The following is a 13,672-nucleotide window of genomic DNA, read 5'->3' on the forward strand; positions in this document are numbered from 1 at the left end:
CCTCCGTGCTGGAAATCGCCGGGTGTCGCCCTCGTGCACACCATGCGGCTCTGGCAGCAATGCTAACCCGCGTCTGGTTTCTCACGGCGGGCCAGCCACCACATCACGGAAAGTCATACTGCCTAATCCTCTATGCCGCGAACATGCACGGCCCACGCTCCCATCATCGGGCGGCGCTGTTCCACCGAATTGGTGCGGTGATAGGCCGCCTCAACCTTGTTCGACACAGTATGCGCAAGCGCCCGTGCGGCAAGGGTCGCGCCACGGCATCGCCGGTTGATGCTCGACCTTTGCCGCGTGCTTCGGCAGGATGTGATCGTGAAAACGAGAAAAGCCTGCGGAGCCTCAGGTACTCGCTTGCACCATCCCGAACTAAACCACCCCCACCGCCTCAACCTCGATCTTGAACCCATAGTGCAACTGCCGCACCGGCACGACCGCGCGAGCCGGTTTTGCCTCACCGGCCCAGCGCGCGTAGATCTGATTGAAGCTAGCCCAATGTTCGACATCGACGACATACACGCGCACCTGCACCAGTTGCGCGACGCTGCTGCCGACGCTTTCGAGCGCCGCCTTCAAGTTGAGCAGAACCTGTTCGGCCTGCGCGTCGAATGACGCATCGGCGAGCTTCTCGCCTTGGGCATTGATCGGCAGTTGCCCGGACACGAAGACGAAGCCATTCGCGACCGCCACATGACTGTAGTGACCGCCGGGTTTCGCCAGCGCGGCGGGATTGTGGGTGTGAGGCAAACGTGGGGCGTGCGTGCTATCGGTCATCAACCACTCCAGAAGTGAAATTGCCGGAGCGGTTCATCGCCGTGCTTCATTCAGCGCAAACCCGCACACTGCGCGTCACGCATCCACCATCTCGAGCTTCTCGCGCGCATCGGCACAACGACGATTCAGATCGCGATGCATCAGCTGGCTATCGAGCAAAGCCGATACATCAGTCAACCCCTGATCAAAGCGCAAGACATATTCGATGTCGGTGTAATCGTAGTAAGCGCCGCTGTCGGCCAGCCGTTGCGCCTCGGCGAATGCGGCAAATTGCCGTTCGCCGTTCATCAGGTCTTTGATCGCCATGATTGCCGCTCCGAGGAACAGTGACTTCATCATAGCAATGCAAACCGCGACGCACGGTGGTGCGCGCGCAACACCAGGTGTTTTCCGGAGACCCGCCCGGTGAACTCACGCGTCGGTCAATGCCCGCGGCCCGTGCAGCACGAGCGTCATACGGCTTTCACGCCGTTTTCACAGCGCCCGTGCAGTGCTCGACCTCAATACCCAAACAGCACACGCTACACAGCCGCAACCGGCGACGTCCCGTGCCAGCGCATCACGAGCCTGCGTCCGACAAAGCACAGGCAGCCCGCCACGCCGACGACGATACCCATGCCCTTCGGCGTGCCGTCCTGCCACAGCCCGACTGCGAGGCTCGACAACGCGCCCAGCGCGAGCTGCACCGCGCCGAACACGGCCGCCGCGGCACCTGCGTTGACCGGATAGCGATGCATCAGATCGGTCGTGCAGTTGGCGGACAACACGCCCACCACGCTGACGACGAAGAAGAGGCCAAACACGATCGACCACAAGCCGCCCCACCCCGTCAGCGATACGACGGACACGAACAGCGACGCAACGAAGCTCACGGTCGCCGCGAACGAGATGATCGGCACCGGCCCGAGCCGGCCGACGAACCGCGTGTTCAGGTAATTGCCGAACATGATGCCGACGATATTCAGCGCGAACAGGAAGCCATAGTGCTGCGCGGACACGTGGAAATACTCGATGTACACGAACGGCGTCGCCGTGATGTACGCGAACATCGACGCGAACGCCATGCCGCCGCACAGCATATGCCCCCACGCGACCGGATCGCGGAGCAGCGTGCCATACGCGCCGAACGACTTCAGCAGCGCCGACTGCGCGCGCATCTCGCGCGGCCACGTCTCCGGCACCTTCAGGAATGCGGTCACCGCGCACACGGCCCCGAACAGCGTCAGCGCGACGAATACGGCGCGCCAGCCGCCCAGCAGCAGCAACTGTCCGCCGATCAGCGGCGCGAGCAGCGGACCGATCGCCGTGACGATCGCGATCATCGACAGTACGCGCGCCGCATCGCCGGGCTCGTGCGCGTCGCGCGCGATCGCGCGAGCCAGCACCGACGCCGCCCCCGCGCCCAACGCCTGCACGAAGCGAAAGCCGACCAGCGAGCCGATCGAGATCGACAGCGCGCAGGCGATGCTCGCGAGCGCATACATGACGATGCCGCCGAGCAGGATCGGCCGGCGACCATACGTATCCGACAGTGGACCGTACAACAGCATGCCGATCGAAAAGCCGAACATGAAGCTCGTCAGCGTCGATTGCGCGGCGCCCGTGCCGACCGCGAAGGCCTGCGCGATGGTCGGCAGGCTCGGCAGATACATGTCGATGGAAATCGGCCCGCACGCGGCCAGCGCGCCGAGCAACAAAATCAGCCGGCCATCGGGCCGGCGTTTGACGACGTGAGACATGGGAAATCCGGATGGAACGCCGCGCCGGCATCGGCAGCGGAACGGGTGAAGCGGGAACGGCCATCAGTTGACCGGCTCGATTGTACGCGACGGTTAACCCGTTGACTGTGCGCGAAGCAGCGCCGCGCGGCGCAAACAGCGTCGATCGGTTAAGCTGCCGCCTGCATATCCATCCCCTTCCCCGATCCCGTTCGAACCCGCGATGACCGCCTTCCTGCTGATCTGGAGCCCCAAAAAATGGCCGTGGCCCGAACTGCCCGACATCGCGAAACGGGTGGCGGCCGGCGAAGCGGTGACCGACGCATGGGGCTGCGGCTTCGCGCGCGGCATCCTGCCCGGCGATCGCGTGTTCCTGCATCGCGTCGCGCAGGAGCCGAAGGGCATCTTCGGCTCGGGCTACGTGACGCGCGCGCCGTACGAAGTCCCCGACGCGTCGACCAAACGCGGCTACCGGCTGTGCATCGACTTCGTCTACGACTGGCTCGTCGATGCGCATCACGCGCCGGTCATCCCGCGCGATCAGCTGCGCGTGCATCCGTTCTCGGTGCAGACGTGGGATGCGCAAAGCTCGGGCACGATCATCAAGCCGATCGCCGAAGGCGCGCTGGAGAAGCGCTGGGCCGAATTGACCGGCAAGCGCAAGCCGCCGGCGTTGCCCGCGCCAGGCAGCCGGGCCTGAAAACACCCGCCGCCGCGGCCGCCCGCCCGCACAGCCCGCCGGCGCCGAGTCCGGTACAATTTCTCGATCCATCCCAGCATTGCGCGAAGTGTCCGCGGGAATCGTCCGAGGCCCTTTACGCCGCTGCGCAACCCTTGCTCCCTATTCCAGCCATCGCCATGTCCAGAAACGAAACCCTCTTCGAACGCGCGCAACGCACGATCCCCGGCGGCGTGAATTCGCCGGTGCGCGCTTTCCGTTCCGTCGGCGGCACGCCGCGCTTCATCGAGCGCGCGCAAGGCCCCTACTTCTGGGATGCGGACGGCCAGCGCTATACCGACTACATCGGCTCGTGGGGTCCCATGATCCTCGGCCACGTTCACCCCGAAGTGCTCGAAGCCGTGCAGCGCGTGCTCGTGAATGGCTTCTCGTTCGGCGCGCCGACCGAGTCGGAGGTCCAGATCGCCGAGGAAATCTGCAAGCTGGTGCCGTCGATCGAACAGGTGCGCATGGTGTCGAGCGGCACCGAGGCGACGATGAGCGCGCTGCGTCTCGCGCGCGGCTTCACGAACCGCAGCCGCATCGTCAAGTTCGAAGGCTGCTATCACGGCCATGCGGACAGCCTGCTCGTAAAGGCTGGCTCGGGCCTCCTGACTTTCGGCAATCCGACCTCGGCGGGCGTGCCGGTTGATATCGCGAAGCACACCACCGTGCTCGAATACAACAACGTCGCCGAACTCGAAGAAGCGTTCAAGGCGTTCGGCAATGAGATCGCCTCGGTGATCGTCGAGCCGGTTGCGGGCAACATGAACCTCGTGCGCGCGACCCCCGAATTCCTGCAGGCGCTGCGCCGCCTCTGTACCGAGTACGGCTCGGTGCTGATTTTCGACGAAGTGATGTGCGGCTTCCGCGTTGCGCTCGGCGGCGCGCAGCAGCTCTACGGCATCACGCCGGACCTTACGTGCCTCGGCAAGGTGATCGGCGGCGGCATGCCGGCGGCGGCGTTCGGCGGACGGCGCGACATCATGGCTCACCTCGCGCCGCTCGGCGGCGTCTATCAGGCGGGCACACTGTCGGGCAATCCGATCGCGGTCGCGGCCGGCCTGAAAACGCTGCAGCTGATCCAGGCGCCCGGCTTCTACGACACGCTCGCCGCACGCACCACACGTCTCGCGCAAGGGCTCGCGCGGGTCGCCCGCGAAGCAAACGTGCCGTTCGCCGCGGATGCGCTCGGCGGCATGTTTGGCATCTACTTCCGCGAATCGATCCCGACGAGCTTCGCCGAGGTCACGAAAAGCGACGTGCCGCGCTTCAACGCGTTCTTCCACAAGATGCTCGACGCCGGCGTGTACTTCGCGCCGTCCGCGTATGAAGCGGGCTTCGTGTCGAGCGCGCACGACGACGCAGTGATCGACGCGACGATCGACGCCGCGCGCGGCGCGTTCGCAGCGTTGAAGGGCTGAAGCCGGATTTCACGCAAAAGCCGCAACCCGCACGACCCAGACACCGCACCACAACGGACACCGATGTTCTCGCAAACCGATTTCGTCCATATGGAACGCGCGCTCGCGCTCGCGAAGCGCGGCATGTACACGACCGACCCGAATCCGCGCGTCGGTTGCGTGCTCGTCAGAAACGGCGAGGTGATCGGCGAAGGCTACACGCAGCCTGCCGGCCAGGATCACGCGGAAATTCGCGCGCTGAAGGACGCACGCTCGCGCGGCCACGACCTGCGCGGCGCGACCGCCTACGTGACGCTCGAACCGTGCAGCCATTTCGGCCGCACGCCGCCGTGCGCGAACGCGCTGATCGAAGCGCAGATCGGCCGCGTGATCGCGGCGATGGAAGATCCCAATCCGCAGGTCTCCGGCCGCGGACTCGCGATGCTGCGCGAAGCCGGTATCGAAGTGCGCTGCGGGCTGCTCGCGAACGAAGCGCGCGAGCTGAACATCGGCTTCGTGTCGCGCATGACGCGCGGCCGTCCGTGGGTGCGCATGAAAGTGGCGGCATCGCTCGATGGCCGCACCGGCTTGCCGTCAGGTGAGAGCCAGTGGATCACGAGCGCGGCCGCGCGCGCCGACGGTCATGCGTGGCGTGCGCGCGCATCGGCGATCCTGACCGGCATCGGCACCGTGCGCGAAGACAATCCGCGCATGACCGTGCGCGCAGTCGATACGCCGCGCCAGCCGCACCGCGTGCTGATCGACAGCCAGCTCGACGTGCCGCTCGACGCGCAGATCCTGGCCGGCGCGCCGACGCTGATCTTCTGCGGCGAACTCGATGCGCGTCTTGAAGAACGCGCGGTTGCGCTGCGCGAGCGCGGCGCCGAGATCGTGCCGCTGCCGAACGCGTTCGGCAAGGTGGATCTGCCGCGCATGCTGAGCGTGCTCGGCGAGCGCAACGTGAACGAATTGCACGTCGAAGCCGGCTACAAGCTGAACGGCTCGCTGCTGCGCGAAGGCTGCGTCGACGAACTGCTCGTCTATCTCGCACCGAGCCTGCTCGGCATTGACTCGATGAGCATGTTCAATCTGGACTCGCCCGACCTGCTCGAAGACCGCGTGAAGCTCAATTTCCACACGGTCGAGCGGATCGGCGACGATCTGCGAATTCTCGCGCGCTTCGCACAGGCAGCCGTACCCGGGACCGACGCCGTGTCCCCCACCGTTTCGCAATGATCAAGGATTAGCACGATGTTTACAGGAATCGTCGCGGCAGTGGGCCGCATCGAATCAGTCAAGCCGCTCGGTACGGGCGGCGACGCGGGTGTACGCCTGAACGTCGAAGCCGGCGGGCTCGACCTCGCCGACGTGCAGCTCGGCGACAGCATCACGATCCAGGGCGCCTGCATGACGGTGGTCGCAAAGACTGCTCATTCGTTCGAAGTCGACGTATCGCGCGAAAGCCTGAACCGCACCGCCGGTCTCGGCGAAACCGGCGAGGTCAACCTCGAGAAAGCGCTGCGCGCGCATGACCGGCTCGGCGGACATATCGTCTCCGGACACGTCGACGGGCTCGGTACCGTCACGCGTTTCGCGCCGGTCGGCGAATCGCACGAGCTGCGCATTCTCGCGCCGCGCGACATCGGCCGCTATCTCGCGTACAAAGGTTCGATTACGGTCAATGGCGTGAGCCTGACCGTGAACTCCGTCGCTGATCGCGACGACGGCTGCGAGTTTTCGATCAATCTGATTCCGCATACCGTGCAGGTGACGGCGCTCAAGCATCTGCGCGATGGCGTGAAAGTGAATCTGGAGATCGATCTGATTGCGCGCTATGTCGAGCGCATGCTCAATGCGCCGCGCGATGGCGATCAACCGTTGAAATAATCACGTTCGGGGCGAATCGCTCCGCTGAGCGAATCCAGAGCCGTGGCGCAGCGCGCGCACGATCCGAATCCGATCAGGACCATGAAAATGCCGCGCCTGCACGGTTGCTGGAATTCTCGGCCTGTCCGCCTGGTGAAAGCGTCGCTGATCGTCACCTGCATCGTCGGCATGAGCGGCGCCGGTGCCACGGTCGCGTCGAACCTCGTTTTTAGTTCGCCGCGCGCCGATGCCGCGACGCCAGCGAGCAACGCGAGCGCCACCCGTCTGCCGTCTTTTGCGTCGGGCGCGAGCGCTCCCTCGATGCTGTCGAGCGCGTTGCCATTTCTGCCCGGCAAACCGCTCGATGCGGCGGAACTGGCCAACCACTTAGGCATCACGGCCGACTCGTCCAAAGCGAAGCTGCTCGCGGACTGGGCGCAGAAACTGACAGCCGATCCGGACATTCAACGCTATTACTTTTCGTCCGACAGCAATCCGGCCACGGCGGGCCCCGCCCCGCTCGCTCGCGCGCTAGGCGTGCTTGACGGCATGGCGCGCATCTCGCAGCAGGACCGTGAACAGTTGATGGGCCTAACGACGCACGCGCTGAACAACGCGCCGCCCGATTGCGGCGGCCTGAAGAATCTGCAGCTGATCACGTCGCGCTATCTGTCGATGGACAAGGAAACCGACGCGGAACTGCAGGCGCAGCTGCAAGCGCTGTTCAACCTCATCAAACAGTCGACGCAAACCACGCCGCTGCCGCAAGTCACGCCCGGACAACGGCTGCGCGGGCAACTGGCGCTGTCGGCGTCGCTCGCGGACGCGCTGAATCGCAACCCTGACGATGCGGATGATCTGGGGCTATTGACGAGTGGCCGCCAAGGCGAGCTTTCGCCTGAAGCGTGGTGCAAGGCGATGCGCCTTTACCGCCAGGCGTTCGATAAGACGCCGCAACAAGCGCGCGAATGGATCACGCTGGCCGAACTCGACAGCAGCAGACGTTCGGCGGTGTTACTGATCACCGCGCTGAAAAACTTCGCTTCGGGCGCGCCTCGCCAACCGGCCTCCGCGCCGAAAGTATTCGACTACGCGGAACTGGTCCGGCAGCGCGTGCAGCCCAACATCGTCTGGAATGGCAAGCCGGGGCATCGGGAAACCGTGGTCGAAGTGCACTGCACGTCGTCAGGCAGTCTCGAGTCGGTCAAGATCGTTCGATCGAGTGGCGACCGGGCGTGGGACAAGGCCGCCGTCGAGGCGGTCAAGCGCTCCGATCCGATGCCGCGCGATGAAAACGGTGACACCCCGCGATCGTTCACGATCACGCTGACGCCGGGCGTTTGAACGGCGCATCAGACAGATTCCGACCGCACCTGCGACTTCAGATCGAGCAAGCTTTCCTCATGCGTCGCTAACGACGCTTCAAAACGCCGCGCGAGCGTGGTCAACCGAGTGATCGACGCGCGGCACCGTTGCGCGGCATGGCCTGACAGACTCAGCACGCACTCGCGAATCGCGCGGCTTAGCGCGGCGTGAAGGCGGCCATGGTCGACACCCGCGACTTCGCGCACCGGTCCATCTGCACTCGTTCGCTCGACGACGATATCGTCGAAACCGGCATCGTCAGCCAGCTCCACGCGTGCGAGCGAAGCGTTGGGCTCGATCACATAATCGCCCAGCAGCCTGTCTGCCTCGCGCCGATACAGCTCGAATATCGATTGCGACAGCGCATTGCACAGCCCGATCACGTCATGCGTCGTAGCATGTGCATCGAGCAACGCGGGCAGCGTCGGCACGATGCCGCGCCACACCGCGTTGGCAAGCTGCTCCTGCTGTTGCTCGAGCCGCTCGAGCGCCGCCTGCGACGACTCGCCAAGTTCGGCAAGTAACGGCAGCACCTCGCTTTGCAGCTTGCCGAGCGCGTTCTCTTCCAGATGATGCAGCAGCACCTCGGCCCGCTTGCGCCGTTTATACGCAAGCGCCGGTCCGGTGATGTCGAGCAACGCGGCATACAGCCGCTCGAAGCCCGCGTCACTCATGGCCGCCGCGGCGGTCTGCCCCGCCTCGCGCGCCACATGCGCTGAGACCGACACCGGCGGTTTCAGCAGCGCCGTGTCGACGCCCATCGCCACGAGCTTGTCTGCCGCTCGCATCCTGATGTCGTGCTCCTGCAGCGCGCGACGCGGCGCGCTCTTGTTGCACAGACACTTGACGAGTTCGCCGTCGACTTCGTCTTCCTCGTACTCGTCGCTACGAGTCACGACCGGCAGCAGCGGCTTGTTCCGATGCAATTCGCGGCCGAGCTCGTCGAGCTCCTGCACCTGGCCCGGCGAGGTGGAGCTGGTCAGCCACAACACACCGTCGGCGGTATCGATGAAGCACTGCGTCAATGCGGCGTTTTCCGGCGTCACCGAATGCAATCCCGGCGTGTCGAGCAATACCAGCTTTGCGCCGAGGCGCACCCCTTGCAGCCGCGAGGTCGTTTCGGTCGCGCCTTCGCTAAAGGGCTCCGACGTTTCGACGACGCGGCCCCCATCCACATGGAAATACTGCACGCTGCGCCCGTGCGCGGCGAAGCGCTCGGCGAGGAAATTGCAGAACGAACTCTTGCCCGCGTTGAACTTGCCGAACACGAGCAGCAACGCCTGATCCTCGAAATGATCGGCGAGGTGCTGGGCCGCTTCGAGGCTCGACCACTGTTGCATCGACGTTTGCACGCTGTCGCGCAGCAGCGTGCTGATCGTGTCGGCCTGAATGGCCAGTGCGCTGTTTGCGTGCAAGCCGTCGCACTTCAAACAGTCGTTTTGCAGATCGGCGCTCAGCTTCGCGAGCCAGTCGCTCAGCGCATGCAGCAGCGCGTCGGTTTCCTCGGCGATGAAGTCGAACGCATCGACCTCGGCGATGAATCGTTGCTCGTGGCTCGCGTCGGCTTTCATGCGCGCGCCACCAGTATCCGCATTGCGGCGGCCGCGTCGTCCGATGCGACGAGCGCCGCTTGCGTATCGACGATCTGCGCGGCCAGCGCCTTGCGGTCGGCAGACAGCTCGTAGTAGTGCGTGAATTCGCGCTGCATGCGCTCACGCCCCGCCGCTTCACAGAACATGCGGCGCAGATCCTTGCGGAACTTCACCGACACGCCCATCACCGCGATCATCACCGAGTTCAGGCTTTTCGCCGCGGTGTGCTGCTCCGCCGGCAGACCGATGACACCGTGCCCGGCCAGCATCGCATCGATCTCGATGCACGCGCGCGAGTACGCGATCTGGATATGCGCGCGCTCCAGTTTGCCCGCGGTGATCGCGTAGGCGTCTTTCGCGGTATCGGGCACGCTCGCGTGATCGGTGCCGAGCGCATTCAACATCGCGTCGATGTCGCTGCCGACCTTGTCGATGACGGCCGCGAGGCTCCGATCGAAGGCCTGCTTTTGTTGTTGCTGCGTGGTGCGCAGAATGTCCAGCGACGTCTGCCGTGCCGCGCGCAGCCGTTGCAGTTCGTCGCGGATTTCGCCGATCAGCAGCGTGGTTTCGTGAGCGCGCGCATCCGGCACACGCGCGAGTTCAGCGCGCAACGCGGCATGCAGCGCGGGGATGCCGCTCTTTTCAAGCAGCAGTTTCTTGCCGCCGTCGAGCCCCTTGCGATGGCGCATCGACGACACCGCGTTCAACGCGATGCCGGGCATCTGCCGGTCGATCGCTGCGCCGACGTTCTGCACCGCGGCGGCGTCGGGGAGCTGGTCGACTTGCGACAGCACGAACAGCGTCTGCCGGCCGGTCCTGACGCGGTCGGCGTCGAGCTCGGTCAGCAGCGTCAGTTCCTTCGCGTCGAGCTCGCCCTCTTTCGCGGCGTGCACGAACAGGCGAATGTCGGATTTCAGCCACGCGGCGCGCAACGCTTCGCGGTCGTCTTCACTGCCGACGTCGGCGTCGAGTCCCGGCGCGTCGAGCCAGCGCACACCCTGATGCACGCTGTCGGACAGGCGCACCGTTTCGCGCCGGTCCGACACCGCGAACGCATCGCGGCCCAACAGCTCGTTGAGCAGGCTGCTCTTGCCGTAGTTGTATTTGCCGACGACGGTGACGACCGGTTCACTGTCGTCGATCAGAATCAGCAGGCGCGCCAGATCGTGGGCCCGCTCGGGCAGCACGGACGCGACATCGTGCGCTGCGCGCTCACGAAGTTTGCTCGACACCGTCAACTCCTCGACGCTTCAGGGGATTGATCCGGCCGGCAGGACTGCCGGCCGTTGGCAACGAAAGGCGGCGGCCGTGTCGCCACGGCGCCGCCTCGTGCGATCACGCTTCGGCCGAAGCGCGCAGACGATAGACGAGCTGGTTGTCCTTACCCTGGACCAGCGGCGTGATCGTGAAGTTGAACTCGATGTCCTTGTACGCATCGGCCTTCAGGCCCAGCGCCGCGCCGCCGGTTTTCTCGACGACCGGAGGAATCAGCTCTTCGCGCGTTGCATACGCGAAGTCGTCCCAAATGAGCGGATCGCCTTCGATGTTGAACTGCGTGGTCAGCTTGCGATGACCGTCGCTGCTCACGAAGAAGTGCACGTGCGCCGGACGGTTGCCGTGACGGCCCAGCACGTTCAGCAGCTGCTGCGTCGCGCCGTGCGGCGGGCAGCCATAGCCCACCGGCATCAGTGTGCGGAACTCGTACTTGCCGTCGGCGCCGGTCTTTACCGCGCCGCGCAGGTTGAACTCGGTCTGTGCGCCGGTCGGATCGAAGTGCGAATAGAAGCCCTTCGAGTTCGCGTGCCAGCACTCGACGAGCGCGCCGGCGACCGGCTTGCCGTCCAGATCCTTGATCGTGCCGCGGATCACGAGCGGGCCCGCGTCTTCGTCGGCGTTGATATCGATCTTCGACACGCCGTCGCGCACCGGCGCGCCGGCCACATACAGCGGGCCTTCGATCGTGCGCGGCGTGCCGCCTTCGAGACCGATCTTCTTGTCCTCGGCATCCATGCGGATGTCGAGGTACTTCTCGAGACCGAGGCCGGCTGCGAGCAGCGCCGCTTCGCCGTCCTGGCCGAGCTTGTTCAGATAGTTGACTCCGGCCCAGACTTCGTCGGGCGTGATGTCGAGGTCATCGATTGCCTTGAACAGGTCGCCCAGCAGACGGAAGACGATCTGCTGGAAACGTGCGTTGCCGTTACCGGCATCGACGTTGGAAGCGGCTTTCAGCAGATCCTGCACTTCTTTGGTTTCAAATACTTTGACGCTCACGATGACTGTCTCCAGTTGGTATAGGGGGAAAAGATGGCTTTGGATGCGCTCGCCTTGAAATGCGCCTGGCCCCTGGGCTCAGATGTCGTCGTCCCGAATCGACGACGGGTGACGACACAGAGGCGTCACCGAAATCTTCATGTACGGGGACAGAGGCAAACCGGACAGAATGTCGTGAAGTTCGGCATTGCTCTCTACATCGAAGATGCTGTAATTCGCGTACTCGCCAACGAGGCGCCAGATATGACGCCACTTGCCGCTACGCTGGAGTTCCTGCGAGTAAGCCTTCTCGCGGGTCTTGATTTCGTTCGCCACTTCGGCCGGCATGTCGACCGGCAGGTTCACGTCCATTCGCACATGGAAAAGCATCGTTGACTCCTCTTGATCTGAATCCGTCTAGCGGGTCACCTTCATCAGCCCGTCTCGAGTGAATCGCTTGACCTTCGCCTCGTCGAGTTCGATGCCGAGACCCGGGCCATTCGGCACGGTCAGTTCGAAGTCGCTGTAATCGAGCGACGTGGTCAGAATTTCTTCGGTGATCAGCAGCGGGCCGAACAGCTCGGTGCCCCATTGCAGATTCGCGAAGCTCGCGAACAGATGCGCCGACGCCACCGTGCTGAACGCGCCTTCGAGCATCGTGCCGCCGTACAGCTCGATGCCGGCGGCATCGGCGATCGCGGCCACGCGCTGCGCGGCGAACAGGCCGCCGCTCTGTTCGATCTTGATCGCGAACACATCGGCGCCGCCGTTCTTCGCGATCTCGAACGCGCTGTCCGGACCTTGCAGGACTTCGTCGGCCATCAGCGCGACCGGGAAGCGGCGCATCAGGCGCGCGAGCGCGGCGGCGGATGCAACCGGCTGCTCGACCAGATCGCAGCCCGCGTCGGCGAGCGCCGGAATCGCCCAGGCGGCCTGGGTCTCGCTCCACGCCATGTTCACGTCGACGCGCACCGCGGCGCGCTCGCCGACCGCTTTCTTGATGTCGGCGACGTGTTTGATGTCGGTCTTCAGTTCCTTCGCGCCGATCTTCAGCTTGAAGACCTTGTGGCGGCGTACGTCGAGCATGTGCTCGGCTTCGGCGATGTCCTTCGCGGTATCGCCCGACGCGAGCGTCCACGCAACCGGCAGGCGCTCACGGCGACGGCCGCCGAGCAACTCGCTCACCGGCACGCCGAGGCGCTTGCCATGCGCGTCGAGCAGCGCGGTTTCGAGCGCGCTCTTCGAGAAATGATTGACCTTGACCAGCTTGCCGAGGTGCGCCATCAGCGCCTGGATCTGCGTCGCGTCCTTGCCGATCATCGCCGGGGCGAAGTAGGCGTCGATCGCGAGCTTCATCGCCTCGGGGCTTTCCGGGCCGTAGGCCATGCCGGCGATCGTGGTGCCTTCGCCGATCCCGACGATGCCGTCGCTGCAGTACACCTTGACCAGCATCAGCGTCTGCCCGTACATCGTGGCGACCGACAGCTTGTGAGGACGGATCGTCGGCAGATCGACGAGGCGGGTTTCGATACGTTCGATGGTCGCGTGGGTCATGGCGGCTACGGCGAGAAGTGAGTTCATTGGATGTTTTTATACCCCTCGCCCTTTTGGGCCGTCCAATACTTTTCTTGTCCTTTTTCATACCTTCAAGGTATGGTGACCCGCACAACCCCGGCCTTTCTATGGATTTTGCATCGCACCATGCATGTCGCGCATTGAAAAAGAGCCCGTTTTCTCGCCGCGAACATTGACCTGCGTCAAGCTTCGATGCTCGTAGAGCATGTTGTGCGCGGTAGGTGTGACTGGCGATAAGGCCTCACACCGCGGACAGCGCCCTGACCATCACGTAGTACGTCGTGAGCGGGCGACGTCGGCGGCTGACCGAATAGCTGCTGATACCAGCCGAAGCTGCGAGCCACGTCGTCGACGCCGATGATCGTCCGGGTACGCTTCATTCAAGCCTCCATCCGGCGAACGACGCGA

At 64.6% G+C, this 13,672-nt stretch carries 14 protein-coding genes; 5 read left to right on the forward strand and 9 right to left on the reverse strand.

Translation table 11 applies throughout. From position 1 onward, the window contains the following. Positions 1-372: 372 nt before the first annotated feature. The 3 genes from ACLFKU_RS32380 to ACLFKU_RS32390 form a co-directional block, all read right to left on the reverse strand. The gene (locus ACLFKU_RS32380; protein WP_410851832.1) at positions 373-777 is read right to left on the reverse strand and encodes a RidA family protein; all 405 of its coding nucleotides are present in this window, start codon (positions 775-777) and stop codon (positions 373-375) included. A 75-nt stretch (positions 778-852) separates the two neighbouring features. Further along, a complete protein-coding gene (locus ACLFKU_RS32385) occupies positions 853-1,083 on the reverse strand; it encodes a hypothetical protein (protein ID WP_410851833.1) in 231 nt (76 codons plus the stop codon). Between the two features lie 215 nt (positions 1,084-1,298). Next, positions 1,299-2,516 carry a Bcr/CflA family multidrug efflux MFS transporter gene (locus ACLFKU_RS32390; RefSeq protein ID WP_368584944.1) on the reverse strand — a complete coding sequence of 406 codons (1,218 nt, stop codon included), beginning with the start codon at positions 2,514-2,516 and terminating at the stop codon, positions 1,299-1,301. Between the two features lie 202 nt (positions 2,517-2,718). On the opposite strand from ACLFKU_RS32390, the gene ACLFKU_RS32395 reads away from it, so the two are divergent. From ACLFKU_RS32395 to ACLFKU_RS32415, 5 genes are all read left to right on the forward strand, one after another. Further along, positions 2,719-3,195, forward strand: a complete 477-nt coding sequence (locus ACLFKU_RS32395) for a hypothetical protein (protein ID WP_176105314.1) — start codon at positions 2,719-2,721, stop codon at positions 3,193-3,195. 158 nt (positions 3,196-3,353) lie between these two features. Continuing rightward, positions 3,354-4,637: a glutamate-1-semialdehyde 2,1-aminomutase gene (hemL, locus tag ACLFKU_RS32400; RefSeq protein WP_410851834.1), complete on the forward strand. Its 1,284-nt coding sequence runs from the start codon at positions 3,354-3,356 to the stop codon at positions 4,635-4,637. A 63-nt stretch (positions 4,638-4,700) separates the two neighbouring features. Then, positions 4,701-5,852 (forward strand): bifunctional diaminohydroxyphosphoribosylaminopyrimidine deaminase/5-amino-6-(5-phosphoribosylamino)uracil reductase RibD, encoded by a 1,152-nt coding sequence (gene ribD, locus ACLFKU_RS32405; protein ID WP_368584946.1) that lies wholly within the window; start codon positions 4,701-4,703, stop codon positions 5,850-5,852. Between the two features lie 15 nt (positions 5,853-5,867). After that, positions 5,868-6,503, forward strand: a complete 636-nt coding sequence (locus tag ACLFKU_RS32410; RefSeq protein WP_368584947.1) for a riboflavin synthase — start codon at positions 5,868-5,870, stop codon at positions 6,501-6,503. 81 nt (positions 6,504-6,584) lie between these two features. Continuing rightward, the gene (locus ACLFKU_RS32415; protein ID WP_410851835.1) at positions 6,585-7,826 is read left to right on the forward strand and encodes an energy transducer TonB; all 1,242 of its coding nucleotides are present in this window, start codon (positions 6,585-6,587) and stop codon (positions 7,824-7,826) included. 8 nt (positions 7,827-7,834) lie between these two features. On the opposite strand, the gene ACLFKU_RS32420 is transcribed toward ACLFKU_RS32415, so the two are convergent. The 6 genes from ACLFKU_RS32420 to ACLFKU_RS32445 form a co-directional block, all read right to left on the reverse strand. Beyond that, positions 7,835-9,418: a dynamin family protein gene (locus ACLFKU_RS32420; protein WP_410851836.1), complete on the reverse strand. Its 1,584-nt coding sequence runs from the start codon at positions 9,416-9,418 to the stop codon at positions 7,835-7,837. Then, positions 9,415-10,671 carry a GTPase gene (locus ACLFKU_RS32425; RefSeq protein WP_410851837.1) on the reverse strand — a complete coding sequence of 419 codons (1,257 nt, stop codon included), beginning with the start codon at positions 10,669-10,671 and terminating at the stop codon, positions 9,415-9,417. Before ACLFKU_RS32425 ends, ACLFKU_RS32420 begins: the two co-directional genes overlap by 4 nt. A 103-nt stretch (positions 10,672-10,774) precedes the next feature. Next, positions 10,775-11,710, reverse strand: a complete 936-nt coding sequence (catA, locus tag ACLFKU_RS32430; protein WP_410851838.1) for a catechol 1,2-dioxygenase — start codon at positions 11,708-11,710, stop codon at positions 10,775-10,777. Between the two features lie 78 nt (positions 11,711-11,788). Further along, on the reverse strand, positions 11,789-12,079 hold the full coding sequence (catC, locus tag ACLFKU_RS32435) for a muconolactone Delta-isomerase (RefSeq protein WP_410851839.1): 291 nt from the start codon (positions 12,077-12,079) through the stop codon (positions 11,789-11,791). Positions 12,080-12,106: 27 nt separating this feature from the next. Next, entirely contained in the window at positions 12,107-13,243 is a 1,137-nt protein-coding gene (locus tag ACLFKU_RS32440; protein WP_410851840.1) for a muconate/chloromuconate family cycloisomerase, read from the reverse strand. Between the two features lie 203 nt (positions 13,244-13,446). Further along, positions 13,447-13,644, reverse strand: a complete 198-nt coding sequence (locus tag ACLFKU_RS32445) for a hypothetical protein (RefSeq protein ID WP_410851841.1) — start codon at positions 13,642-13,644, stop codon at positions 13,447-13,449. Positions 13,645-13,672 lie beyond the last annotated feature (28 nt).

The organism is Paraburkholderia sp. EG304 (assembly GCF_046543485.1).
In the GTDB taxonomy this organism is placed as follows: Bacteria; Pseudomonadota; Gammaproteobacteria; order Burkholderiales; family Burkholderiaceae; genus Paraburkholderia; species Paraburkholderia youngii.